At 58.1% G+C, this 25,602-nt stretch carries 25 protein-coding genes; 17 read left to right on the top strand and 8 right to left on the bottom strand.

Annotated elements, in window-relative coordinates:
• Nucleotide 1 precedes the first annotated feature (1 nt).
• Entirely contained in the window at nt 2-847 is an 846-nt protein-coding gene (locus EV660_RS16145) for a metalloregulator ArsR/SmtB family transcription factor (protein WP_071479384.1), read from the bottom strand.
• A 252-nt stretch (nt 848-1,099) separates the two neighbouring features.
• Between EV660_RS16145 and EV660_RS16140 the strand changes: the two genes are divergently transcribed.
• From EV660_RS16140 to EV660_RS16130, 3 genes are read left to right on the top strand one after another with little or no spacing between them, the layout of a single operon-like run.
• A complete protein-coding gene (locus tag EV660_RS16140; protein WP_071479215.1) occupies nt 1,100-2,437 on the top strand; it encodes a Tad domain-containing protein in 1,338 nt (445 codons plus the stop codon).
• On the top strand, nt 2,434-2,979 hold the full coding sequence (locus tag EV660_RS16135) for a TadE/TadG family type IV pilus assembly protein (protein ID WP_071479216.1): 546 nt from the start codon (nt 2,434-2,436) through the stop codon (nt 2,977-2,979). The genes EV660_RS16140 and EV660_RS16135 overlap by 4 nt, the downstream gene beginning before the upstream one ends.
• 18 nt (nt 2,980-2,997) lie before the next feature.
• Nucleotides 2,998-4,857 carry a TadE/TadG family type IV pilus assembly protein gene (locus tag EV660_RS16130; RefSeq protein WP_134014056.1) on the top strand — a complete coding sequence of 620 codons (1,860 nt, stop codon included), beginning with the start codon at nt 2,998-3,000 and terminating at the stop codon, nt 4,855-4,857.
• A 171-nt stretch (nt 4,858-5,028) separates the two neighbouring features.
• Here the strand turns inward: EV660_RS16130 and EV660_RS16125 are convergent, their stop codons facing one another.
• On the bottom strand, nt 5,029-5,967 hold the full coding sequence (locus EV660_RS16125) for a carbohydrate kinase family protein (RefSeq protein WP_071479218.1): 939 nt from the start codon (nt 5,965-5,967) through the stop codon (nt 5,029-5,031).
• Between the two features lie 373 nt (nt 5,968-6,340).
• On the opposite strand from EV660_RS16125, the gene EV660_RS16120 reads away from it, so the two are divergent.
• Nucleotides 6,341-6,901 (top strand): hypothetical protein, encoded by a 561-nt coding sequence (locus EV660_RS16120; RefSeq protein WP_071479219.1) that lies wholly within the window; start codon nt 6,341-6,343, stop codon nt 6,899-6,901.
• Between the two features lie 202 nt (nt 6,902-7,103).
• Here EV660_RS16120 and EV660_RS16115 read toward each other — a convergent pair whose 3' ends face one another.
• Nucleotides 7,104-7,943 (bottom strand): universal stress protein, encoded by an 840-nt coding sequence (locus tag EV660_RS16115; protein ID WP_071479220.1) that lies wholly within the window; start codon nt 7,941-7,943, stop codon nt 7,104-7,106.
• 203 nt (nt 7,944-8,146) lie between these two features.
• Here EV660_RS16115 and ccoN point away from each other — a divergent pair, with 203 nt between their 5' ends.
• From ccoN to ccoS, 8 genes are all read left to right on the top strand, one after another.
• Nucleotides 8,147-9,754: a cytochrome-c oxidase, cbb3-type subunit I gene (gene ccoN, locus EV660_RS16110; protein ID WP_071479221.1), complete on the top strand. Its 1,608-nt coding sequence runs from the start codon at nt 8,147-8,149 to the stop codon at nt 9,752-9,754.
• Nucleotides 9,755-9,765: 11 nt separating this feature from the next.
• Nucleotides 9,766-10,494, top strand: coding sequence for a cytochrome-c oxidase, cbb3-type subunit II (ccoO, locus tag EV660_RS16105; RefSeq protein WP_071479222.1), 729 nt, complete (start codon nt 9,766-9,768; stop codon nt 10,492-10,494).
• A 12-nt stretch (nt 10,495-10,506) separates the two neighbouring features.
• Complete coding sequence (locus EV660_RS16100) at nt 10,507-10,725, top strand: cbb3-type cytochrome c oxidase subunit 3 (protein ID WP_071479223.1); 219 nt, start codon at nt 10,507-10,509, stop codon at nt 10,723-10,725.
• The gene (gene ccoP, locus EV660_RS16095) at nt 10,725-11,657 is read left to right on the top strand and encodes a cytochrome-c oxidase, cbb3-type subunit III (protein ID WP_084634601.1); all 933 of its coding nucleotides are present in this window, start codon (nt 10,725-10,727) and stop codon (nt 11,655-11,657) included. The genes EV660_RS16100 and ccoP overlap by 1 nt, the downstream gene beginning before the upstream one ends.
• A gap of 361 nt (nt 11,658-12,018) precedes the next feature.
• Nucleotides 12,019-13,449, top strand: a complete 1,431-nt coding sequence (gene ccoG, locus EV660_RS16090) for a cytochrome c oxidase accessory protein CcoG (protein WP_071479225.1) — start codon at nt 12,019-12,021, stop codon at nt 13,447-13,449.
• Entirely contained in the window at nt 13,446-13,913 is a 468-nt protein-coding gene (locus EV660_RS16085) for a FixH family protein (RefSeq protein WP_071479226.1), read from the top strand. The genes ccoG and EV660_RS16085 overlap by 4 nt, the downstream gene beginning before the upstream one ends.
• Before the next feature lie 9 nt (nt 13,914-13,922).
• The gene (locus tag EV660_RS16080; protein ID WP_071479227.1) at nt 13,923-16,106 is read left to right on the top strand and encodes a heavy metal translocating P-type ATPase; all 2,184 of its coding nucleotides are present in this window, start codon (nt 13,923-13,925) and stop codon (nt 16,104-16,106) included.
• 8 nt (nt 16,107-16,114) lie between these two features.
• Nucleotides 16,115-16,288, top strand: a complete 174-nt coding sequence (gene ccoS, locus EV660_RS16075; RefSeq protein WP_071479228.1) for a cbb3-type cytochrome oxidase assembly protein CcoS — start codon at nt 16,115-16,117, stop codon at nt 16,286-16,288.
• Here the strand turns inward: ccoS and EV660_RS16070 are convergent.
• From EV660_RS16070 to EV660_RS16050, 5 genes are all read right to left on the bottom strand, one after another.
• Nucleotides 16,274-17,212, bottom strand: coding sequence for a lysophospholipid acyltransferase family protein (locus EV660_RS16070; RefSeq protein WP_084634602.1), 939 nt, complete (start codon nt 17,210-17,212; stop codon nt 16,274-16,276). The genes ccoS and EV660_RS16070 overlap by 15 nt on opposite strands.
• Nucleotides 17,213-17,265: 53 nt before the next feature.
• Nucleotides 17,266-18,636 (bottom strand): glutamate--cysteine ligase, encoded by a 1,371-nt coding sequence (locus EV660_RS16065; RefSeq protein WP_071479229.1) that lies wholly within the window; start codon nt 18,634-18,636, stop codon nt 17,266-17,268.
• Nucleotides 18,637-18,704: 68 nt separating this feature from the next.
• Nucleotides 18,705-19,229 (bottom strand): hypothetical protein, encoded by a 525-nt coding sequence (locus EV660_RS16060; RefSeq protein WP_084634604.1) that lies wholly within the window; start codon nt 19,227-19,229, stop codon nt 18,705-18,707.
• A complete protein-coding gene (locus tag EV660_RS16055) occupies nt 19,226-20,083 on the bottom strand; it encodes a GNAT family N-acetyltransferase (RefSeq protein WP_100319092.1) in 858 nt (285 codons plus the stop codon). Before EV660_RS16055 ends, EV660_RS16060 begins: the two co-directional genes overlap by 4 nt.
• A complete protein-coding gene (locus EV660_RS16050; protein WP_071479231.1) occupies nt 20,080-20,814 on the bottom strand; it encodes a 16S rRNA (uracil(1498)-N(3))-methyltransferase in 735 nt (244 codons plus the stop codon). Before EV660_RS16050 ends, EV660_RS16055 begins: the two co-directional genes overlap by 4 nt.
• A 12-nt stretch (nt 20,815-20,826) precedes the next feature.
• Here EV660_RS16050 and ubiA point away from each other — a divergent pair, with 12 nt between their 5' ends.
• The 5 genes from ubiA to rplL all read left to right on the top strand — a co-directional run bounded on the left by ubiA (nt 20,827) and on the right by rplL (nt 25,537).
• A complete protein-coding gene (gene ubiA, locus EV660_RS16045) occupies nt 20,827-21,807 on the top strand; it encodes a 4-hydroxybenzoate octaprenyltransferase (RefSeq protein WP_071479232.1) in 981 nt (326 codons plus the stop codon).
• Nucleotides 21,808-21,842: 35 nt separating this feature from the next.
• Nucleotides 21,843-23,870, top strand: coding sequence for an OmpA family protein (locus EV660_RS16040; protein ID WP_071479233.1), 2,028 nt, complete (start codon nt 21,843-21,845; stop codon nt 23,868-23,870).
• A gap of 68 nt (nt 23,871-23,938) precedes the next feature.
• Entirely contained in the window at nt 23,939-24,262 is a 324-nt protein-coding gene (locus EV660_RS16035) for a hypothetical protein (RefSeq protein WP_071479234.1), read from the top strand.
• Between the two features lie 309 nt (nt 24,263-24,571).
• Entirely contained in the window at nt 24,572-25,087 is a 516-nt protein-coding gene (gene rplJ, locus EV660_RS16030) for a 50S ribosomal protein L10 (protein WP_071479235.1), read from the top strand.
• A gap of 72 nt (nt 25,088-25,159) precedes the next feature.
• Nucleotides 25,160-25,537, top strand: a complete 378-nt coding sequence (rplL, locus tag EV660_RS16025; RefSeq protein ID WP_071479236.1) for a 50S ribosomal protein L7/L12 — start codon at nt 25,160-25,162, stop codon at nt 25,535-25,537.
• The last annotated feature ends 65 nt before the right edge of the window (nt 25,538-25,602 follow it).

Genomic DNA, 25,602 nt, shown 5'->3' with positions numbered 1-25,602 from the left:
GTCAGGCGCTTTCCTTGATAAGGGCGGAGATCTCGATTCTGTCGAGGCGGGTTTGTAGATTGCATCGGTCAAGCGGGGAAAGTGAGGAGGAGGTCAGTTCCTCAAGCCGGTGGCGCAGGGCAACATATGTTTCCCTGAACGCATATGCAGGATCTCGGGTGGGGTCTTGTGGCGCGCCTGCCGGGTCAGGCATGCCCCAATGCGCTGTGATAGGGTAGCCGTTCAAGGGGGGGCAGTCGCGCGCGGCAGCCCGGTCACAAACCGTGATCACAACGTCCATCTGCTGTGCAGCCTCGCCCTGAAATTCGGTGGTGTTCTTTGAGCGTAAATCAGCGACAGTGTGGCCGTGTTCCTGCAATATTTGCAGGGCTTTGGGGTGGGGGGCCGCGCATGGCTGAATACCCGCCGAGAAGGCGAGAAACCTGCCTTTGCCCAGGTCGCGCAACAGTGCTTCTGCCATGATCGACCTAGCAGAGTTTCCAGAGCACAGGAAAAGCACCCTGAATGGCGCGTTAATGTCGCGAAGAATATCCGGTTGCGTGAAAGGTGCGAGCAGTTCCGGCCGCGCCCGCCCGACATCAAGCGCGAGATATCCGATCAGCCCTTCGGCCATGGTCAAGTTGACGCTGTAGTACAATGACCTCCCTTGCCGCGTTACCTGAAGCAATCCTGTCGCGGCCAGATCGGCGAGGTGGTGGGATAGTGTATTCTGCTTGAGGCCCAGAATCTGGGCAATCTCGGTCGGCCGCTGGCCGCGCGGGGCAAAGCGCATAAGAAGCCGCAAAACGGCCAGGCGGTCCGGATGGCCGAGAGCGGCAAATGCTGATGCAGCGCTTTTTAATTCCATATTTCTCGAATAATGGAAATTAATGGCTTTTACAACCAGCCCAGATCTGTTTTTGGGCGCATCATCTGTTTTGCGCAGATGCAGGTTTGAGCTTGTTCTTTGCTGCACAAAGATACAATTCAACGCGGCACAATGTTTCAGATTTAGGCCCAATTATCGCCATATTGAGAGGCTATCGTTAACCTATTGGCGCGAGAATAGCGCAAAAAGCCCAGAATTAAGCCAAGTTGCTTGTGTTGAAGTGGTGTTGAAATGAATTTCGGTTCGTTGTGCGGGGTGTATGCCCGGGGCAAAGCTTGTTTGAAGGCCTTTCGGCAGCAAGAAGATGGTGCGATTCTTCTCCTGTCGCTGCTCTTCTTTGTGTTGATCCTCATGATCTCCGGTATCGCGGTTGACATGATGCGGTATGAAGCCGAGCGCGCCAGAATGCAGGGAACTGCCGATCGTGCGGTGCTGGCAGCAACTGCCATGCGCCAGAATTCCGGCGGTCTGACCCCAGAGGAAATTGTTCAAGCCTATTTCGATGCAGAAGGCTTGGGCGATTATGTGCGTGGCCGCATTGAAGTGACGGAGGCCGGCGGCTCGCGCACTGTTCGCGTCACACCTGAGGCGCGGATGCCGACGATCTTCATGCGTCTGGCCGGCGTGCAGGAACTGGATATGAGATTGGTATCCGCTGCCTCAGAAGGTCTGGCAGAGGTTCAGGTCGAGATCGTGCTGGTTCTGGACGTGTCCGGGTCGATGCTGCTCGACGAGTTCGGGAATATTATGCCAAACCCGCGCATCGATGATCTGCACGCAGCGGCGACCGAATTCGTCGAAGCGATGCTGGAAGACAACGACAATGGCCGCGTTTCTATCACTTTCGTGCCCTATAGCACCGAAGTCATCATGCCGCCGGGAACATTGACGTATTTTTCCAATCTATCTGACCCTGCCTCAGGGGATTTGACCAATGGATTCTGCATAGATTTTGACACATGGGACAGTGTGACCAACAGCCTTCATACCCCCATGACGCGCAGAAATTGTGACCTGAGGTCAAATACCAGCACATTGATCACCGATATGCCGATTACCCCTTATGTGTACGAGGTGAGCGAGGCTAAGGATTTCATCGACACGCTGTGGGCAAACTGGGGCACGTCGATTGATCTGGGCCTGCGCACAGGTGCCATGTTCTTTGACCCCACATTGCGCCCTGTGATCGACCATCTGATTGATAATGGTCAGGTGTCGGGCAAGTTCCGCGACCGTCCTCTGGACTGGAAGGCACCGAACAGTTACCGCGCCCTTGTGTTGATGACAGATGGTGCGAATTGCTGTTTCCATGTGGGTGATGCGGCAACACGCAAGCCTGACCGTCAAACGCAGGATGCCGACACTGTATCTGTTTGCGAAGCGCTTAAGGAACAAGAAGTCGTCATCTATGGGGTTGCTTTCGAAGCCCCTCAGCCTGGTGTTGACCTGATGGAGGCTTGCGCATCATCGCCCGGGCATTTCTTCAACTCTTCCGGGGCGCAGTTGGTCGCAGCATTTCGGAATATCGCGACACATATCCAGACCGGCGCACTCAGGTTGACACAATGACCCGCATTGACCAATGGCGCAAAGCTGCAGCACGGCTGTGGCGCGAAGATGGTGCCGTCACCGTCGAATTCGTCGTGATCTTTCCGTTGTTCATGGCGGTCTTTCTACTGGCCGTCGATACCGGCATTTCCAAGATGCGTCAGGTGTTTCTGGATCGCGCCATAGACCTTTCCGTCAGGGAGGTGCGTCTTGGCCAAGTGTCTGAACAAAGCAGCCTTGCGTCAATGATCTGCGAGCGCACGCGCATGTTGCCCGATTGCGAGAATAACATCACGGTTGAGATGCAGCCCATTTCGACCGCTGATTTCAGTGGTTTGAATGACCCGATCAAATGTGTGGATCGTGAACAGCAGATCACGCCTGCGGTGACCTTTAATCCCGGAGCTGGCGGTCAGGCACAAGAGTTGATGCTCATTCGCGTCTGCGTCGTGGTGGACCCGTTCATCAAGCTGACGAAACCGCTTGCCGGTATCTCGCTGAATGAGAAGGGTGAACTTGTCCTGATCGGAAGAAGTGTTTTTGTAAACGAACCGAGGGTTTGAGTTATGAAGATCTGCGACATGCTCTTGTCCCCCTTTCGGAAATACCGTGACGACACGCGCGGAACGATAAGCATCGAATTCCTGCTGGCGTTTCCGATGCTGATATGGGCTTTCGTTGCAACACTTATCTTTACAGACGCCTATCGTGCACGCTCACAGGCGCAGATTGCAGCCTTGCATGTTGCCGACCTCGTCTCTCGAAACACCCAAGTCGTGACCAATGACTATCTGGAGGGGATGAACGATGTTTTTGATTTCCTGAATTCGCAGCCCCATGACACGCGGTTGAGAATATCGTCTATCATGTGGGATCCCGATGCCGAAATGCCGGTGGTTATCTGGTCTTATGGGACGCGTAATCTGGCATCGCTGCTTGAACTGGGCATTCATGCACCGGCAAACTTCGGCAGTGAGGATGGGAACGATCCCGACAAGGAAGCAGAGGAACCGGCTTTCGGTTTTGACAACCCGATATTACAGCTTCCCGTGGCGAACCTGGCAGACCGTATCCCACCGGCATTCCCGGGCGAAGCGTTGATTCTGGTCGAAGCCTTTACCCTGTGGCGCAGTCCGATCATCAGCTGGATGGGGTTTGACTATCTGGACAACATACGCCTGACGCCAATTGCCGTCACGCGCCCGCGCTTTTCGCCCTTCATAAGGTACGAACATGATAACGATGTGTTCCCGGAAGACGGGCCCGAATACCTGCCGCCCGCAGGCGAGGTTGATCCGCCTGTCCAAGAACCCGAAGAACCCGAAGAGCCAGAGACAACAACGGTAACGATCGTTGATACTGACTTCACCGATGGTGACACGGCCAACTGGTCGACGGACAGCGTGTCGGTCACCCACACAGACATAAGCAGTTTTCTGGGGCCTTTCGGGCGCGAGACATGGGAAAACCCGGTCACGTATCAGGTAAACCTCGGCGAAACATCCCAAAGCGCGCTGATCGAATTCGACCTGTTCATCATTGACAGTTGGGACGGGTACAACCCCGATTGGTCTTATCCAGAGGGAGAGTTTCTTACAATCCGGGTGAACGGCACATCAATCGCGCTTGAGGCTTTTGATGTTGATCTGCCGCCTTTGATGGCGAATGACCGTCGGACCGTTTCATCACGCGCCGAGGGGCGGTTTACGACCACGATGGAACTTATTTCCAGCGGTCGCAATCTGTACGGGGCGGGCTGGGCTGATCAGGTCTGGCGGGTTCGTATTGAGGTGGAAAACCCCGCAACCCAGTTCACCCTTGGGTTTGCCGCACGCCTGGATGAGGATATCTGGAATGAAGCCTTTGGCCTTCGGAGCTTTCGCATAACGGCGGAACGCGGCGCGCAGGGGGCGGCCCATTTCGTTCCGAATGCCAGCGCCTTGTTGGGGTCCAACTTTTTCACGCGTTTCTCGGATTACTCAGGTTGTCCGGATACGCGCATTCCCTCTGCGACCCTGACATTGCGTAATAGCGATATTGGCGCAGGCGGACCGACCCGCATGCTCCGTGTTGCTGGTGGTGTTTCATGGGCGCGCAATTGCGGAATAAACGTCGCAGATCGCTATACCAGGGCGACGCCGACAAAGATTGTGCGCTACACGAATGACACCAGCAATGTGAGCGGCAACCGCCTGCGGATCCGGACACAAGATGGTAACCGGGGCAATAGTTGCGATGCATCCCTTCTGATCCGCGACCCATATGGTGATTGGTATTACGATGATGCCATCTCGACTGGTTTGCTCTTGCGGTCCACGCTGACGAGCAACCTGAACGCATCGATCAATCTGGGGCATGCGAGGACGGGCGAGTATCATATTTTCATGGGCAATTACTCAAGCGGGTATTGCGGAACGGATCTTGTCTTCGAGCGCTATTGATCCTGACGTGCTGGCAAGCGCGCGCTGTTTCCCAGGCGACCGGGCTGGGTTTTGCTGGAACCGCGTGTGGAGGCAGGGGGCTTTGCCCCCTCTTGGCCTAGGGCCAATTCACCCCCAGAGTATTTGAAGCAAGAAAATGTCAGGCATTGCGGGCCTTCCTCCCCAAGCTTTCTAACCCCAGATTTCACTGGCATAGGGCGGGTTGCAGCCTGTCTTTGTACAGGTGATCGCGGCGGCTTTGCTGGCATCCTTGATGATCTGTCCAAGGGCAGTGGCATCTAGTGCAGCGATCTGGTCCACGCCAAGGCAGTCTTTGCGTGCCAATCCAGCCAGCAACGTGGCCATCAATGTGTCGCCCGCGCCGACCGCGTCAACCATGTTTTCGACAGGTGTCAAAGGCACTTCAATCCTGCCGCCGGGCCAGTGGCAGATGACTGGTGACGCCCCTTGCGTCAGGACAAGCAGCGCATGGGGCGCCATTCTGGCCAGATCCGCAAGGGCGTCTTCGGCGGGCATGTCCGGTCGCCACCAGTTCAGGTCCTCGTCGCTAAGCCGCAGGAGGTTTGCCACGGCGGCCATCTGGTCCAGCCGCCGTCGATAGGCAGATGCATTCTGTTCGGCCAGAAGCGGCCGGATATTGGGGTCAAACGAGGTGAAGATCCCGCGCGCGGCGCAGCTCATGAACAAATCCGCCCAGGCTTGCGCATCTCGTCCTTCGCATAAAGCGAGCGAGCCGATATGGAAGGCTTCGGCACCATCCGTCAGGCAGTTGCGCAGCGTGTCCTGAGTGACCATGCGTTCTGCCGTGCCGTTGCGGTAGAAACGGTAATCTGGCTGCCCATCCTCTACCGTGACCATCGCCAGCGATGTGGGTGCGTCCGGGCGTTGGCCCAGATGCCGGACATTGTCGGCTGTCAGTCCGGCGAGAAGATCATCGCCAAACCTGTCGCTGGAAATGGGGGTCAGGTAGCCCACATCCATTCCCAGCCTGCCGAGCGCGCGCGTGCAATTATACGGTGACCCCCCCGGCACGGCACGGAATACCCGCGTGCCATCGACGGTTTGCATTTCGATGACATCCACGAGGTTTTCACCGCCACACAGTATCATGTTTCCCCCGAGATTTTGAATGCGTCGCAGTCGCCCGCTGTGTCTTTGGCGTTGTTATGCCAAGCTTTACAAAGCGGCGCAAACACTTGCTTGGAAGGCAGTTTGCACACTCAGTTTTCTAGTTAGGCGCAAGCGCCGCGGAAATGCCTTATTCCGGGCCTGAAAATGTCAGGTGGCGGTGCGATCCGGTGCAGTATGCGTGCATGTCGAACGCCAGGCGTAACGAGTAGAGTGAGGAAGCTGTCATGAGCCTTTGCGCCAGTATCGGGACGTGGCCCTTGCTGTCATTTCCGTATGCGATCCGCTATGTACAAGTCACCAAGCGCAAACCAACCCGTCACACAAGTGCTTCATCGGTTGGAAAGGGTTGGCCATGAGCCGTGACTTGTCACCAGATGCAGGCCCGCAGCGCGACATTTACAGAGGGGCCGAGGCATCGTTTATCCCCGGGTTCGATTGGGATCGGGATTATGAAGATCTGGTCGTGAGGGGCGACAATTCCTCAACGCGGTTTGCCGCCACAACTGCGCGAGACTCCGTCAAACAGGCCCGCACGCGTTTTCTTGGGTCCAGTGTCGCCTGGCCGATTGCGCTATGTGGCTTGCTTCTTTCGACGATTGCAGTCGTCAAGCTTGGCCCGACGATACCGCCAACGCTGACACGCGCCGAGTTCATGGCAGGCTTGCAAATGCCCGTGCCGCTGCAAACCAGCGAGGGCGCGTTGCCAGTGCAATTACAGGTTTATGAGTATGCGCAATACCAGCGGTTTACCCAAGGGTTGCGCCAGATGTCGGCGAAAGACCTTCTGGATTATGAAACGCGTCTGCGGCGCGATCTAGCAAACGCACCGGGATTCATGGTGCCTTATCATCTAGATGCGCTGTTTGTCCTTGAGGCCGAGCTTGCCCGGCGTGATTTATCGCCGACAGGCTGATGGGCGCCCCCTGACAGGGGCGCTCTAATGATGGCTTCGCGACTGTGCGGATGGTGGATGATTGAGACAAGCTGCGCAGCGCCGTGCCGTGGGGGCGGCCTTCGGCATTGGTTCCGCGCAGAGAGTATTATAACGGCGGAATAGCCCCCCGCAAACCTGAGAGTTGCAACTTGTGGCGGCCCCCCGCGTCTGGCGCGAAACGCTAGCGGGCCATGAAAACAGGCAAGCTGGTCTCCTCCAGCAGGTTGCGTGTGGTCCCGCCCAAGATAGCCTGACGCAACCGCGAATGGCTATATGCCCCGATCACCAGAAGGTCGGCGTCCTGATCTGTGGCATGCCGGCGCAGGATATCGCTGATCCGCGGCAAGGTGCGCGCAATCACAGAAACCTCGACACGCACGCCGTGGCGCGCAAGCATCTGGGTCAAAAGTCCGCCGGGGTCCGAGCGTTCGATACCATGCGTTGGCGGATCGATGATGACAACATTGACCAGGTCCGCATTCTTCAGCAATGGCAGCGCCGCGCGGGCAGCGTGCAGGGCCTCGTCGCTTTGGTTCCAGGCCAGCACGATCTTCTTGAATTCGGGCAGCGCGGCACCTGGTTCCGGTATGATCAGGGCGGGTGAATCCCCATCAAAAAGCGCCGCTTCAGTCGTGACCTCATCCTGTGGGCCGCGGTTCTCGCCATAGGGTCGTGGCAGGATCACGAGATCGGAAAACCGGGCTTTCAAACCGACAAAGGAATTGATCCCGCCAAGTGTCAGCACAGCGGTATCAACACCCCAGCGAATACTCGCGCCATGCAGGTGTTTTCTGGTGGTCTGGGCAAGTGCCTCTGCATGGGCCTGCGCGCTATCAAGGGCATCCTGGTAAATGATCGCGGGGGCCCCTGCATAGAAGCCTACGCTTTGTGTCGAATCAATGCCGAGGCAGCACACTTCCAGATGGGCATCAAAACGGGCCGCAAGGCTAGCGGCCGAATCAAGCTGGGCCACTACATCTGCGTCAGACGTGAGGAAGGTACATAAAGATTTGTAGGCCATGCGTCATTCTCCTGTTTTCGTCTTGTCGCTAATGTATGCCATAGGATATTTTTGCATAGCGATGATCTCGCGCAAGCTTTGGGGCCTGAATAATTGATATGAATCAAAGTCTGTTTTTCAGGCCCGTGACAAAAGGCATCATGCAAAACTGTGTCTGCCACCGATATACTCTGTGTCAGCGCGATAATTAAGGGACGCAGATTATGTGGGATTACATTAAGCTTGCGGTGTTGGGGTTGATTGTGGTGGTTGCCGCAGTCGCTGCCAGCATGGCACGCGATTTGCCATATTTGGTCCACATGTTGGTGATTATGCTGGCTGCTGCCATCACCTTCGTGTGGGTAATTCGTCGGGTGGGAGAACCTGCTCCGGTGGCCAATCCAAATGAGTATATGGACGGTCCGGTTCGCTACGGTGTTATAGCGACGGCGTTTTGGGGTGTTGTCGGGTTTCTGGTGGGCGTGGTTATCGCCTTTCAGCTGGCCTGGCCGGAACTGAATTTTGTGTGGGCCGAAGGGTACCTGAATTTCGGTCGTCTGCGTCCATTGCATACATCGGCAGTGATTTTTGCCTTTGGGGGTAACGCGCTTATCGCCTCGGCTTTCTATGTGGTCCAGCGCACCTCTGCGGCGCGGCTATGGGGGGGCGGGCTGTCGTGGTTCGTGTTCTGGGGTTATCAGATCTTCATCGTCATGGCGGCAACCGGCTACGTGCTGGGGTCAACCCAAGGCAATGAATATGCTGAACCTGAATGGCTGACCGATCTTTGGCTGACCATTGTCTGGGTGGCGTTCCTGCTGGTCTTCATGGGCACGATCATCAAGCGCCGCGAACCCCATATCTATGTGGCCAACTGGTTCTACATGGCGTTTATCGTGACAGTCGCGATGCTTCATATCGTCAACAATCTGGCAATTCCGGTGTCTGCATTCGGGTCGCGTTCCGTGCCGGTCTGGTCGGGTGTGCAATCTGCCATGATCCAGTGGTGGTACGGGCATAATGCGGTGGGCTTTTTCCTGACCGCCGGCTTCTTGGGCATGATGTATTATTTCATCCCGAAACAGGCTGAACGCCCGGTCTACAGCTACAAGCTGTCGATCATGCATTTCTGGGCGCTGATCTTCCTGTATATCTGGGCTGGTCCGCACCATCTGCATTATACAGCGCTGCCTGACTGGGCGCAGACCTTGGGCATGACATTCTCGATCATGCTGTGGATGCCGTCCTGGGGGGGTATGATCAATGGTCTGATGACGCTTTCGGGCGCTTGGGACAAGCTGCGCACCGATCCGATTATCCGGATGATGGTGGTGGCTGTCGGCTTTTACGGCATGGCCACCTTTGAAGGGCCGATGATGTCGATCAAGGCCGTGAACTCGCTAAGTCACTACACCGACTGGACCATTGGCCACGTTCATTCCGGCGCGCTGGGCTGGAACGGCATGATCACTTTCGGGATGCTGTATTATCTGGTGCCCAAGCTGTGGCAGCGTGAAGGGCTGTACAGTCTGCGGCTGGTCAGTTGGCACTTCTGGCTGGCGACAATCGGGATCGTGCTTTACGCGGCCTCGATGTGGGTGACCGGTATCATGGAAGGGTTGATGTGGCGCGAAGTCGATGCGCAGGGCTTCCTCGTGAACTCCTTTGCGGACACAGTGGCTGCGAAATTCCCGATGTATGTGGTGCGTGGCCTGGGCGGAACGCTGTTCCTGCTGGGGGCGATCATCATGTGCTACAACCTGTGGAAAACTGTGACCAGCACGGCAGAGCGTTCGCCTGCCCGTGCCGGGTCCACAGTGCCCGCTGAATAACGGAGGGCGTGATGGGAATTCTTGATCATCACAAGAAAATCGAAACACATGCCACGCTGTTGCTGGTGCTGTCGTTTCTTGTCGTGACCATCGGGGGGATCGTGCAGATCGTGCCGCTGTTCTATCTGGACAATACGATCGAGAAAGTAGAGGGCATGCGCCCCTACTCTCCGCTCGAACTGGCCGGGCGCGAAATCTATGTGCGCGAAGGCTGCTATGTCTGCCACAGCCAGATGATCCGCCCGATGCGCGACGAAGTGGAACGCTATGGGCATTACAGCCTTGCTGCGGAATCGATGTATGACCATCCGTTCCAGTGGGGGTCCAAGCGCACTGGTCCCGATCTGGCCCGTCTTGGCGGTCGCTATTCGGATGACTGGCATGTTCAGCACATGATTGATCCGCGCGCCGTGGTGCCGGAATCCATCATGCCGTCTTACGGGTTTATGATGAACCGCGAACTGACACGGACAGACGCCGAGCATATCCGCGATCTGATGTCGGTTTACCGTGTTCTGGGCCATCCCTACACAGATGAGATGATGGATCTGGCTGTGTCCGATTTCTTCGCGCAGGTCGATGAATTCGGCGACGACGTGACAGAGCGGTATCCGGGCGCGCAGCAGCGCAACTTCGATGGTCAACCCCAGTTGACCGAGATGGACGCCATCATCGCCTATATGCAGATGCTGGGCACATTGGTCGATTTCGACACATTTGTGCCTGATGCCAGCCGCTAAAGGGGGACAGCTATGGAAACCTACACTTGGCTAAGAGCGTTTGCCGATAGTTGGCACCTGCTGTTCATGTTTTGCTTCTTCATCGGGGTGTTCATTTACATCCTGCGGCCGGGCGCATCGAAGGTTCATGACGAGACTGCGAACATGATTTTCCGCAATGATGACAAACCAGAGAGTGAGAATTACGTCACTTCCGCAGGGCGTCATTCAGAACCGAAAGAGGCCCGCTGATGGTCGATTCAAATGATAAAACGCCTGAAAACAAGGTCACTCCGGCATCGCGGCAATATCCTGATCCGGCAGCCAAGCTAAAGCAGGATCCGCCGACCACTGGCCACAGCTGGGATGGGATTGAAGAATATGACAACCCAATGCCGCGGTGGTGGGTCTGGATTTTCATCATAACGATCATCTGGTCGGTGGGGTATTGGATCGCCATGCCCGCCTGGCCGGGCATCCAGTCCGCCACCCAAGGGGTGCTGGGGTATTCCTCGCGGGCAAATGTCGCCGCAGAGATCACCGAATTCGAGAGCCGCAACGAACAGTTCTTCGTGCAGCTTCTTGAAACCGATCTTGACGATATTCGCGAGAATGACGAACTGCACCGCTTCGCCATCAATGCGGGCGGGTCGGTGTTCCGGGCCCAGTGCTCGCAATGTCATGGCACCGGGGGCGCAGGCGTTCAGGCAGGCGGCTTCCCCAACCTGCTGGACGATGACTGGCTTTGGGGTGGGACGATGGAAGACATTGTCACCACTGTGACCTGGGGCATTCGCAACGAAGACTATCCCGATGCACGGTGGTCGGAAATGCCGGCCTTCGGCGCGGATGGATTGCTGGATGATGAAGAGATTGATCAGGTCGTGAACTTCGTGCTGTCGCTGTCCGGGTCTGATCACGACGCGCAGCTTGCTGCGGCCGGGGCAGAGCATTACGAGATCAATTGTGCATCCTGTCACATGGATGACGGAAGCGGCGATTACTTCATTGGCGCACCCGCTCTCAACAATCAGATCTGGCTTTATGGTGGGTCACCCGAGGCCATTCGCGAAACGATCTATTATTCGCGTTTTGGCGTGATGCCGGGCTTTGAGACTCGGCTGCGTGAGGCTGAAATTCGTGCTGTTGCCGCTTATGTTCACCAGCTTGGTGGTGGTCAGTAGCCTTGGCTATTTCTGCTTCGCATACTGCACAGGCCCCCGCGCGGGGGCCTGTCCTGTTTGGAATGGCATCAAGGTTGCGACATAGTGTCATCTGTTAACCGATCCTCTGAAGGACTTGATCTGTATCAATGAAACCGCGCGCTGCTCAGGTCACATCCTATCCACGTCCTGCATGTCAGGGCGCCACCGGTCCCTGTATCCTGTTCGCGCGTGTTGTCAGGGGCCGGTGGTTCTATTTGGCAAGATTGCTGGCCGGCGTTTCGCCAAAAGATGTATTTACAAAGTCTGTTTTGACGCAGGTCAAGGTCACGGTCCTGGCAGTATGTGATCAAACGACAGGCTATATCGTAGGAGTCGCCAGGTGAGCGCTGAAGACCAAACCCCGCCCCCGCTTTATGCGAAGCGCGAACCCATCTTCCCGCGCCGCGTAAAGGGCGGCTTCCGCACCATGAAATGGTGGCTGCTGGCGGTGATGCTGGGTATCTATTACCTTGTGCCTTGGATCCGCTGGGACCGCGGCCCGGAAATGCCCAATCAGGCTGTCTTGCTGGACCTTGGCAACAGGCGCTTTTTCTTTTTCATGATCGAGATTTGGCCACATGAATTCTACTTCGTGGCAGGTTTGCTTATCATGGCGGGGATCGGCCTTTTTCTGTTCACCTCGGCGCTTGGCAGGGTGTGGTGTGGTTATGCCTGCCCGCAAACGGTCTGGACAGATCTGTTTATTCAGGTCGAACGCTGGATCGAGGGGGACCGGAACGCGCGACTGCGCCTGCACCGTCAGAACTGGAATGCCGAGAAAATTCGCAAATACGGGTTGAAATGGGCTGTCTGGTTCCTGATCGGCATGGCGACCGGCGGCGCATGGGTGTTCTATTTTGCGGATGCGCCCACGCTCTTTGTCGATCTGTTCACAGGGCAAGCGCACCCGATCGCCTATATGACAGTGCTGATCCTGACACTGACAACTTTCCTGTTTGGTGGGTTCTTTCGGGAACAGGTCTGCATCTATGCCTGCCCATGGCCCCGTATTCAGGCTGCGATGATGGATGAGGACACGATCACCATCGACTACCGCGACTGGCGAGGAGAGCCGCGCGGAAAACTGAAAAAGGGCCAGTTGGACCCAAATCAGGGCGATTGCATCGACTGCATGGCCTGCGTCAATGTTTGCCCGATGGGGATAGACATTCGTGACGGTCAGCAGATGGAATGCATTACCTGTGGTCTGTGCATCGACGCATGTGACGAGGTGATGGACCGTATCGGCAAGCCGCGTGGTCTGGTGGCTTACATGGCCCTGTCGGATGAGATTGCAGAGCGCGAAGGCAAGCCACCCAAGTCGATCTGGAAGCATGTTTTCCGCCCGCGCACTATTCTTTACACGACAATCTGGAGTGTGATCGGTATTGGCCTGATCGTGCTTTTGTTCATCCGCAGTGATCTGGACATGAGCGTAGCCCCAGTCCGCAACCCGACCCATATCGTGCTGGCCGATGGAACCGTGCGCAACGTTTATGACATTCGCTTGCGTAACATGTATCATGAGCCGCGTGATTTTGCGTTGTCGATTACCGAAAACCCCGACCTTGCCCTTTCGATCGAGGGGGAACCCGCTAATCTGGTAACGGTCGGCCCAGATGAACAGGCGCTCTTGCGGGTCTATCTGACCGCGCCACCCAATACACCATCGAACCGCGCAGACAGCAGTCCGGTGAGAATATGGGCCACGATTTCAGGCAGCAATGAACGGGTCTATTCTGATACTATCTTCAACGGGAGAAACCAATGACACAAGATTCAGGCCGTAAATTCCAGATGACGGGGCGCAAGGTTTTGATCATCGCGGTGTCATCCTTTGGCGTCATTCTGGCCGCGAACCTGACACTGGCATATAACGCTGTCAGCACATTCCCAGGGTTGGAAGTTGATAACTCCTTCGTGGCCAGCCAGAACTTCAATCAGGAACTGGCAGAGCAGCTTGCCTTGGGATGGGAAGTCAAGGCAAGCCATGAAGATGGTATATTGAAGCTTTCGATCACCGATGAAAACGGTCCAGTTCAGGTCGCGCATTTGGATGCAGTGCTGGGGGCCGCGACGCATGTGCGCGCCGATCAGGCGCCGGATTTCCGCTTTGTCGATGGGGCGTATCGCGCGCCTGTTGAAATCGGCGAGGGCAACTGGAATATCCGCCTGCATGCTGTCGCCAATGATGGCACAGAGTTTCGCCAGCGCGTGGTTCTTCATATCCGCTAAGGGGCAGTGATGCACAGCGCCAGCCTTCGTCCTTCGGCCTGTCCGGCTTGTGATGCGGCGCCCGCCGCCGAAGCGCTGGCCGGTAAAGCGCCGCTGCCAGATGCGCGGCTGCTGCTGTCGGTGCCCGATGCGCATTGCGCGGCCTGTATCGGCACGATCGAACGCGGCATGGCGCAGTTGGAAGGGGTGCGGTCCGTCCGGCTGAACCTGACGCTGAAGCGGCTGAGCGTTGACGCAATGGCCGGGGTCGAAGCCGCCGATGTCATCGCGCATCTGGACCGGCTGGGCTATGAAGCCCATGAGCTGGACCCCGGCACCCTGTCCATGACCGAGACAGAGAAGCAGGGGCGCGAATTGCTGATGCGCCTTGGCGTTTCCGGCTTTGCGATGATGAATATCATGTTGCTGTCGGTCGCCGTCTGGGCTGGCGCCGAAGGGGCCACGCGCGACATGTTCCACCTGATTTCGGCCTTGATCGCGGTGCCCACAGTGGCATTTGCGGGTCAGCCATTCTTTCGCAACGCATGGAAGGCGTTGCGCGCAGGCAGGATGGACATGGACGCGCCGATCTCGGTCGCGCTGATCCTGACCCTGTTCATTTCAATTTACGAAACCCTGCAATCAGGCCAGCACGCTTATTTCGAGGCAGTCGTCATGCTGATCTTCTTCTTGCTGGCAGGGCGCTATCTGGATTTCCGGGCGCGCGCTGTGGCCCGTTCGGCCGCGCAAGAGTTGTCAGCGCTGGAAGTGCCGCGCGCCATCAGGCTGGTTGACGGGGTGGAAAAACCTGTGCCTGTGGCCGAATTGGCCGTGGGGGATGTGGTGGTCGTGCGCCCCGGTGGCCGTATGCCGGTCGATGGCGAAGTCGTCGGGGGAAATTCCGAAATTGACCGATCGCTTCTGACGGGCGAGACTTTGCCGGTTTTCGCCGCACAAGGCACGATTGTCAGCGCGGGAGAGGTCAATCTGACCGGCCCTTTGCAGATACGCGTCACTGCGGCGGGCAAGGACAGTTCGCTGCACCGTATGGCCGATCTGGTGGCCAATGCGGAATCCGCGCGCACGCGCTACACCACCGCCGCTGAACGTGCAGCCAGCGCTTACGCACCGACCATTCCGATCTTGTCTTTTGGGGCGTTTCTGGTCTGGATGTATCTGTCCGGCGGTGACCTGCGCCTGTCGATGAATATTGCTGTGGCCAGCCTGATCATTACCTGCCCCTGTGCGCTGGGGCTAGCGGTGCCTGCGGTGGTCACCTCTGCGAGCGGCAAGCTGTTTCGCAAGGGCCTGTTGATCAAGGACGGGACAGCACTGGAACGGCTGGCCGAGGTAGACACGGTCGTTTTTGACAAGACCGGCACATTGACGATGGGCACGCCCGTGCCAACCAATCTGGACCAGCATAGCCCAGAAATCTGCGCAGTTGCGCTGGCGCTTGCCGATGCGTCCAGCCACCCGCTTGCACAAGCGCTTGCCCGCGCCTTGCGCGAACGGGATGTGCAGCCCGCGCAACTGGACAAGCTGAGCGAACAGCCGGGTTATGGGATGGAAGCGCAATGGCGCGGGCAGCCTGTCCGTCTGGGCCGTGCCGACTGGGTCGGAGCTGAGGCGCGCGGGACAACTGCGGCCTATCTTGCGCTGGATGGTGTGACCCATGCCTTTACCTTTTCGGATCAGTTGCGCCCCGGCGCTGCCGATGTGGTGTCTGCGCTTCAGGCACAGGGCAAGGCGGTGTGGCTGATCTCTGGCGATGTGCCGGGCGCGGTGCAGGATATGGCGCAACGTCTGAATATCGCCGATTGGCATGCCGGTGCTTTGCCACAGGACAAGGCCGACAAGATCAACGACTTGCAGGCGGCGGGCCACAAGGTTCTGATGGTGGGCGACGGGTTGAATGACACTGTGGCACTGTCTGCGGCACATGTCTCGATCTCGCCCGCTTCGGCGCTGGATGCGGCGCGCGCAGCCTCTGATATGGTGTTGTTGGGGCGCGACATCTCGCCAGTGGCGGATGCCGTGCGCATGTCGAAAACCGCGATGCAGCGCATCCGCGAGAATTTCTGGCAATCAGGCATCTACAATATCATTTTCGTGCCGATTGCGTTATTTGGCTATGCAACGCCGCTTTGGGCAGCGGCCATCATGTCGGTGTCGTCCATCTCGGTTACACTGAACGCATTGCGACTGAAATAAAGGGCATCATGGAAGTTCTGGCGATTCTGATTCCGGTATCACTGTTTTTGGGCCTTCTGGGTCTGGTCGCCTTTGTCTGGACATTGCGCAAAGGCATGTATGACGACCCCGATGGCGACAGTCAGCGCATTCTGGACACGCGTTATGACGACAAGCCTAAACCCGTCTCAAAGGACGAGTGATTTCGCTTTCTTCGATTGCTTGTTCTTTCGCCAGCGCTTGTGGGACCACATCCATTGATCCATGTGATCGCGGACCAGCGTTTCGACAGAGGCATTAAGGGCGCGCGTCATCGTTGTGGCGTCTGTATGTGGTATTGGTGGCTCTATGCGAATGCAAAAACTGGTCCCGTCGGGCTGCCTGATCCCGTAGACCGGAACCAGCAGAGCGCCGTGTTTCAGGGCAATCTCAGCGGATGACAGCGCCGTGCGGGCAGGCTGCCCCATGAAATCCATCAACTCGCCATGATCCATGTAGTGGTCGGCGACCAGCCCGATCATGCCGCCACCGCGCAGAAATTTCAGCAAGCCCGCCAAGCCTGTACGGTCGCGCGGAAAAACCGGGCTGCCGATCCGCGACATTGCCGCCACATAGCGCGCGTTGAACGCTGTGTTGCGCATTGGCATGTAAATTCCGGCAATCTTGCACCCACGTTCCTGTAACACCACGCGCGCTGCCTCGTAATTGCCCAGATGCGCTGTGACCAGAACCACCGGCTGGCCCGCATCGCGCGCCTGTTCCAGCGCGCCAAGCCCGCCCCCTTCGATGGGGCTGTTCTTGACATGGTCGATGAAATCCTGCCCGGCGAAAGTCTCGGCCAGTGCGCGTATCATATTGCCGGGCACCCTGCGGCATATATGCCGGACATCGCTTTCAGGCAGGTCCGGCGCGATCAACGCCAGATTGGCGCGGATACGCGGTCGCACCCCGGCAATAGGCCCGATCACATATGCGCCGATCCATCCCAGCACCGCTATTCGCTGCCGATAGGGCAGAATGCGTGTCACGCTCAGAAGCGCGGCGGTCAGCCGGTCTTCGAACACGTGTTTCCAGCGCAGCGGTGCTGTGCCTGCTTCGTCCTTTGGTTTGCGGGCGCTTTGCGACATAGGTTGTGATTGCACCCTGCTTGACAGCTCGTCAAGCAGGGCTGCACCTGGCCTTAATAGCTGTAATCTGCATAGATGCGGGACAGATCGCCTTGCCAGTCGCCGTGATAGCGCTGCAACAACTCATCTGCGGGAACCTGACCTGTTTCGACACTCTCTTTCAGAGCATTCAGAAAATGTGTCTCGTCCGGCAGCATTCCACCTGCGCCGGGGCAGGCGCGGGCTTTCAGGCCCGCTTCGGCAATATCCACGACTTCGCGCGCCAGATCATGCAGCTTGAACTTGCCTGCCGATCCTTGCAGCCCTTCGACCGACGCGGCGATGCGCAGCGCATCGCGGGTTTCCGCGTCCAGTTTTTGGGCCAGGTCCCATGCGGCATCCAGCGCGGACTGATCATAGGTCAGACCGACCCAAAGCGCAGGCAAGGCGCATAGCCTGCGCCAAGGGCCACCATCCGCCCCGCGCATTTCGATGAATTTCTTGACGCGCGCTTCGGGGAAAATCGTGGTCAGATGATCCGCCCAATCCGACAGAGTCGGAACTTCACCCGGCAAGGCGGGCAGCTTCCCTTGCAGGAAGTCGCGGAAGCTTTGGCCGAGGGCATTGATATACTTGCCGTCCCGATAGACAAAATACATCGGCACATCGAGGGCGTAATCCACCCACGCCTCGAAGCCGAAACCGTCCTCGAACACGAAAGGCAACATGCCGGTGCGGGCCGCGTCCAGATCGCGCCAGACGCGGGCGCGCCAGCTTTTGTGACCGTTGGGTTTGCCATCAAGGAAAGGGGAATTGGCAAATAACGCGGTTGCAACAGGTTGCAGCGCCAGCGCCACGCGCAGTTTCTGCACCATATCGGCCTCGGACGCGAAATCGAGGTTCACCTGCACTGTGCAGGTGCGATACATCATCGTCTTGCCCATCGTGCCGACGCGGTCCATGTATTCGGTCATCAGCGCATAGCGGCCCTTGGGCATGACCGGCATTTGTTCATGCGACCAGATTGGCGCCGCGCCCAGACCGATAAAGCCCACGCCGATTTCGTCCGCCACGCTGCGCACTTCGCGCAGATGCTGGTTCACCTCGTCACAGGTCTGGTGAATCGTTTCCAGCGGTGCACCCGACAGTTCCAGCTGCCCACCCGGTTCCAGCGACACATTCGCGCCGTCCTTTTCCAGCCCGATGATCTTGTCCCCTTCCAGCACCGGCGACCAGCCAAACCGATCGCGCAGCCCTTCCAGCACGGCCCTGATCGACCGCGGGCCGTCATATGGCAAGGGGTTCAGCGTATCGTGGCAATAGCCGAACTTTTCGTGTTCGGTGCCGATGCGCCAGTCTTGTTTGGGTTTGCACCCTTGGGCGAGGTATTCGGCCAGTTGGGAAATGTCTTCAATCGGCCCGCCGCCGGTCTGGGGAATGGACATGAGCGCTCCGATTTGCTGGTCCGTGTGTAGGGGGCAGACTTGGAGTTTGCGCCGCCCCAAGTCAAGTCTCAGTGCAGCCTCAAATGACGGTTGCGCCGCGCAGGGTGCAGCCAGATGGCGCGCGCGGGCGGTGGGGCAGGGTCATTGAGCGCGTCCAGCAAGGGTTGCATACGCAATTCGGGCAATGTGGCAAAGGCATCAAATAAAGCTTCGCTGCCAGCGGCGGAAACCGGCACTTCCAGCCGCGTGTCGTCCTGCGCGACCATCAACCATGTCTGCGCCGCGTCTATCAGGTGCAATTCCACCAGATCTCTTACCGCGATAAAACCGCCTTCATCAGGGCCGAAATAGGAAATCTGGCCTTCGACAACCTGAACGACCCCCGGCCCCGCGCCAGCACGCTGAAAGCGCAATCTGCGCCAACCGATAAACGCAATGCCAAGCCCTGCAAGAACGACAAGCAGGGCGAGAAACTGAAAAAAACTGCCGCGCGCCTGCAAGGCCCAAAGGCCAAACAGCGCCACGCCCAGCCCGGTCAGAACCTCGGACCAGCGCGACAGCACGGCGCGCAATTCAGGGCGGATCAGGTTCATGCGGTCGCTCCGAGGGTGCAGGCTTCATTCAGCATGGCCACGCGATAGTCACCAACGCGTCTGAAGCCTATTCGGGTGTAAGCTTTTGCTGCGGCGTCCGAGGCGGCGAATAAAACGGCAGTCTGTGTGCCACTGTCACGCAATTCCGCCAATTGCGCGGCAACCATCCGGCCCGCGTGACCTTGGCCGCGACAGTCAGGCCGGACAAAGACCCCGCCGATCTGCACGCAGTCACCCGCGCGCGCGTTCACGGATGTCATGCCAATCGGCGCTCGATCCTCGCCGCAGTATATACGCGTACCAGTTCCCGCGATCGCCTCTCTGGTCCGCAAGGTTGCGAGGTGGCGCGTATTCTCACCGCTTGCAATTCCAGTCTCGATCAGAAGCTGCTCGAACCAGCCCTCTAGCATCATGCTGTCGTTTTGCTTGGGCAGGCTCAACCGGGAAACGGGCGCTTGCAGCGTTGCGAGGTCCAGCGTGAAGAGTGGCTCTACCCTGTTCAGTAGCCATGTGTCACGCAGGCTGGGCAGGGCGTCGATAAATTGGCTGACCTGATCCGAATCTCCGGTCATCCCCTGCACCGTTGTCCCCTCGATACGCGCAAGATAGCCCCGCGCGGTTGCAAGGCAAAGGCGGGGATGCTGGCACATGAGATAGCCATTTTGGGTTACCCCGAAAACACCATGAATCTTTGTGCCCGCCTCATACAGGAAATACCGTGTTGCATGCGGATGGTCCGAAGTGCCGATTCCGTGCTGTTCGAGGTTGGACAAAAGAAACATAGACGTTTCGATATGCGGTTGCAGAAACGCAGTGATCTGTTCCGCGTCAGTCGCGGTGGCTTCGCGGATCAAGGCCAGTCCCCCTGCTGTGCCTGCCACAGAGTCAGGGCCGCGACTGCGGCAGTGTCGGCCCTCAGAATCCGGGGGCCAAGCGACATGGAATGCACGCCGGACGTGGCGCGCAGTTTCGCGCGCTCGGTTGGGGAAAAACCGCCCTCTGGCCCGATCAGGATCGCGGCCGGGGCAGGGGGCAGGGCCGGGGGCTTACCTGCATCTGCGAGCGATTCATCTGCCCAGATCAGGGCGCGTCCCTCGGGCCAGTCCTGCAAGACGCGCGTGAGGGGTTTCAGCGCGGCCACTTCGGGGACATAGGTGCCACCGCACTGCTCGGCAGCTTCGATAGCATGGGCTTGCAGCCTGTCTTGCCGGATGCGTTCGGAATTTGTGAACTCTGTCTGAACAGGCAGGATGCGCGCAGCGCCCAGCTCGGTGGCCTTTTCGACAATGAAATCAGTACGCGCTTTCTTTATGGGCGCAAAAACAAGCCACAGGTCCGGGGGCATACGCTGGGGGGCCGCCTGGCCCAGACAGATTGCCAAGGCCCCGCGCCGTCCGATTTCGGTAATCTCGGCCAGCCATTCGCCATCGCGACTGTTGAACAGGGCAACTTGCGTGCCTGTTCCCTTGCGCAAGACATTGGCCAGATAATGCGCATGTGCCTGCGACAGGGCTATCCCTTGCCCCTGACCCAAAGGCTGCTCTACAAAGAGGCGAATTTTCGCACGGATGATACTGCTGTCCATGAGGCCAAGACTATGACGGGAAACGACCAAAGGCCAGAGGGTGCGGCCCAAGATGACAGCGTGGCGGATGCCTATAGCGCAAATTGGGTGGACCTATACGCGCCGCCGAATGCAAAACCTTATTTGCGCCTGTCGCGCGCGGACCGGCCCATTGGAACCTGGCTGTTGTTGCTGCCGTGCTGGTGGGGGGTGTTTCTGGGCGCAGCCGCGTTTCCCGAGACTGCTGGCTGGCTGACAATCTGGATATTCGCTGGCTGTGCGCTGGGTGCCTTTCTGATGCGCGGCGCGGGGTGCACATGGAATGACATTACCGACCGCGATATTGACGACAAAGTTGCCCGCACCCGTTCGCGACCCATCCCCTCCGGGCAGGTCACGCTGCGGCAGGCGGGAATCTGGATGGCGGTGCAGGCGGGCATTGCCGCGCTGATTCTGTTTACGTTCAACTGGGCGGCGATTGGCCTTGGGGTGTTGTCGCTGGGGTTGGTGGCGATCTACCCTTTTGCCAAACGGTTTACATGGTGGCCTCAGGTTTTTCTGGGGCTGGCCTTTAACTGGGGCGCGCTTCTGGCCTGGACCGCACAGACCGGCTCCATCGGTTTGCCTGCGTTGTTTCTGTATCTGGCGGGGATAAGCTGGACGCTGTTCTATGACACGATCTACGCGCATATGGACCGTGAAGATGATGAATTGATCGGCGTGAAATCCACCGCGCGCCTGTTTGCCGAGAATACAGAGACATGGTTGCGCGGATTTCTGGTCGTGACAGTTGTGTTGATGTCGCTGTCGGTAATCTACGCACTTGCCCCATTGGCAAACCCGTTGAAAATGTCGTTGGGGCTTGCAGGGGCATGGGCGATGGGCTGGCACATGAACTGGCAGCTTGGCAAACTGGATATCAACAACACGCAAATGTGCTTGCGTCTGTTCCGCTCAAACCGTGACGCGGGCTTGTTGGCTGCGCTGTTTCTTGCCATCACCATTTTCGTGTGATTGCGCCCGCTGCACCAAGGCGCTAGGGGATCGGCATGAAAGACAGACTGTTACATGTCGCGCAGAAAATGCGCGCATTCCAGCCCGCTGATATGGGGCCCCTGAAGGGCTATATCATGATGGTCGCGATCTTTGCGCTGGCGATTCTGATGTCCTTTGGGGCGGCAAATCTTGCCGTGCGCGGGATCGAGCATGTGGTGGAACGCGACGCGCGCGACGCGCTTGCCGAAAACGGGTTGCACTGGGCTGATGTGCAGACAGACGGGCTGTTGCTTAGCCTGCGCGGCGAGGCCGAGAATGAGGCGGCCCGCTTTCGCGCCCTGAGCATCGTGTCGACTGTGGTCGCTGCGGAACGTGTGATCGACGATGTGCAAGTTGCCCCGTCCATGCAAATCGCCGCGCCGCGATTCCTGATGGAAATTCTGCGCAATGGTCTGGATGTCTCGGTGATCGGGCTGATCCCGACAGGGTTTGACACCGCCTCCATCGTGTCCCGCATCGAACGCATAGACCCTGAGATTTCGGTCGTTAATATGCTTGAATCGGCCAATCACCCCGTTCCGCATGGCTGGGAACAGGCGGTGTCTTTTGGGTTGGAAGCGCTTGCCCTTATCCCCGCCAGCAAGATTTCTATCGCCGCGGACCAGATCGAAGTGACCGGGCTGGCCGATAGCGAGCGTCAGCGCGATGAGATGCGCGAGAAACTCATGCGCGACCGGCCTCGTGGCTTGATTGCCAGCATCAACATCTCTGCGCCGCGCCCGGTTATTACGCCCTTCACCCTTCGCTTCGTGATCGAGGAGGATGGCGCACGCTTTGACGCATGTTCCGCCGACACGACCGAAGCACGCATGGCTATCTTGCGCAGCGGCCGTGCCGCCGGTGCGCAAGGTGTGATAGATTGCACCATCGGTCTGGGCAGCCCGTCGCCGCGTTGGCAGGTGGCTGCGACAGAAGCGATAAAAGCGCTTAGCGAATTGGGGCGGGGCAGCGTGACCATCGCAGATACAGATGTATCGCTGCTGGTTGCGCATTCTGTTGCGCCTGAAGATCTGGATCGTGTGGCGGCAGACCTGGAACGCGTCTTGCCCGAAGTCTTCTCGCTTGATGCCGCGCGCCTTCCCCCCGAAGTGGGGGAGGACACAGGGCGCGAGGACGCGGTTACCGAATTTGTTGCCAGCAGGGGTGAAGATGGGGTCGTCCTGCTGCGCGGACAGCTGACCGACGAGCGTCTGCGCGATGCGGTGCATACGGTCGCGCGCAGTGAATTCGGCCTGAACGCAGTGCGTATCAATGCACGAATTGACCCGGACTTGCCCGAAGGGTGGCCCGTGCGTGCGTTGCTGGCCGTAGATACGCTTGCGCAGTTGGAATATGGGCAGGTCCGCGTTCGCGCTGACCGGTTCGACATCACCGGCGTCTCGGGGGATGCATCGGCATCTGACAAGATATCGCGATCTGTGGCGGAAAAGCTTGGGCGCGGGGCTGTGTTCAATCTTAACATCCGGTATGATGAGAGGTTTGACCCCGTCGCGATGCAGCCTTCACCGGCGCGCTGTGAAGCATGGATAAAAGAGGTGCTGGCAGAGCAGCAGATCACCTTTGACCCCGGTTCTGCTTCCATCGTGTCGGATGCGGGGCGGGTCGTTGATGAAATCGCCGAGATTTTGCGCGACTGCGGGCGGTTGGAGTTGGAGGTTGCTGGGCATACAGACAGCCAGGGCCGGCTTGAAACAAACATGCGGCTCAGCCAGCAACGCGCCGAGGCCGTTGTTGCCGCGCTTTCTGCGCGCGGGATTCTGGTGTCGGATTTCGTCGCCAAAGGTTATGGGCCGGAGTTTCCGGTTGCCGATAATTCGACGGCCGCCGGGCGCGAGGCAAACCGGCGGATCGAATTCCGCTTGACCGGAAGTTCGGCAGAGGAGGCTGCCGCCGAACGCTCAGGCGGTGTCGAGGCCGTAGAAGAGGAAGACACTGAACTGCCTGACGAGGCAGATCTGGAAATCGTCGTGAACACCGGCGCGGGAGAGACACCGCGCCCGCCGGAACGGCCAGAAAGATGACCGTTGCGTGACATGTTTTCGATGCGCGATGGACACAAGCAGGGTATAACCTGCACTGAGGGAAACAGATGAACCGGACTGAATTTGTCATTGTTACCGCGATTATCCTGTTTGTCGCCTTTGCGTTGGGCTGGGCGGCAAACTGGCTGCTGCATCGTTTCACGCGGGTGCGCCAGTCGGATCTGGGAGAGCTGGATCGCATGGCGCAGGCATTGAACGAAGCCGAGTCAATCCGCGATCAGGCCATCGAATATGTTGAAACACGCGAACGTGACCTGACGACAAGATTGACGCAATGCGAGGCTGAATTGTCCGCCGCGATGGATGGATTGCGCGAAGCGCGCGCTGAGGCTGAATATTATCGCAGCCAGTTGCAGGGCACGCGCCAGTAAGGCAGGCGTATTCACGGGGCTGTTTTTCATGTTGATGTGACAATGTGCATTTTTGCCCTTGGCATTGTGGCCTTCAGCGGCTAAGCACCCGTCCGTCTGGGGGACGAGTGCGAATTCGTCACCACAGATGATTCGTCCGAGACGGTGGGTGATGGTCACATCATAAATCCTGCCTGAGACGGGAGTGGAACAAGTCGATTTCCGGGGTTTCCTCGGGCGATATTGGGAAGGCCCGTTCGGACCTAATGTCAGGCGCAAGTCTGGCGAAACGAGCCGGAGGGGAAACCCTTCGATAATTGGAGAGACCCTGTGGATAGAGCCCAAAAAGAGAAAGTGGTCGAGGAACTCGGCCAGATCTTCGAAAGCTCTGGCGTGGTTGTGGTAGCACAATACGTTGGCCTCACGGTTGCTGAGATGCAGGCCCTGCGTGCGCAAATGCGCGAAGCGGGTGGGGCTGTACGCGTCGCCAAGAACAAGCTCGCCAAAATCGCCCTTGAAGGAAAGCCCTGTGCAAGTATCAGCGGCCTTCTGACGGGTATGACCGTTCTCGCTTATTCCGAAGACCCTGTTGCTGCGGCAAAAGTGGTCGAGGATTACGCCAAAGCGAACCCCAAGTTGGTGGTTCTCGGCGGTGCAATGGGCGAGTCGGCACTTGACCCGGCTGGTGTGAAAGCTGTGGCAGCTATGCCCTCACGCGAAGAGCTTATTGCTTCGATCGTGGGTTGCATCGGTGCCCCTGCCTCGAACATTGCCGGTGCGATTGGCGCCCCAGCTTCGAATATTGCAAGCATCCTCACAACGCTCGAAGAGCGGGAAGCTGCATAAGCAACCTTTGGCCCGTGTGGCGTGAACGCGCCCGCGTCGGACACTCAAACCTGAACAGAATGGAACGATACAATGGCTGATCTTAAAGCACTTGCAGAGCAAATCGTGAACCTCACGCTGCTCGAAGCTCAGGAACTGAAAACAATCCTGAAAGACGAATACGGCATCGAACCCGCTGCTGGCGGCGCTGTCATGATGGCTGGCCCTGCTGGTGATGCAGGCCCTGCTGCCGAAGAAAAAACCGAATTCGACGTTGTTCTGGTCGAAGCCGGTGCAAACAAAATCGCGGTCATCAAAGAAGTTCGCGGCATCACCGGTCTGGGCCTGAAAGAAGCCAAGGACCTGGTCGAAGCTGGTGGCAAGGCCGTGAAAGAAGGCGCCCCGAAAGAGGAAGCCGAAGAGATCAAGAAGAAGCTTGAAGAAGCTGGCGCGAAGGTCGAGCTTAAGTAATCGGGAGAGATGCACAGCATCTCAACCCACTGAAAACTGGACTGGGGCCGGATTTATCCGGTCCC

It is taken from the genome of Roseinatronobacter bogoriensis DSM 18756 (assembly GCF_004366635.1).
Classification (GTDB): Bacteria; Pseudomonadota; Alphaproteobacteria; order Rhodobacterales; family Rhodobacteraceae; genus Roseinatronobacter; species Roseinatronobacter bogoriensis.
Note: the sequence above shows the minus strand (reverse complement) of the source record. Positions and strands in the feature narration are given on the sequence as shown.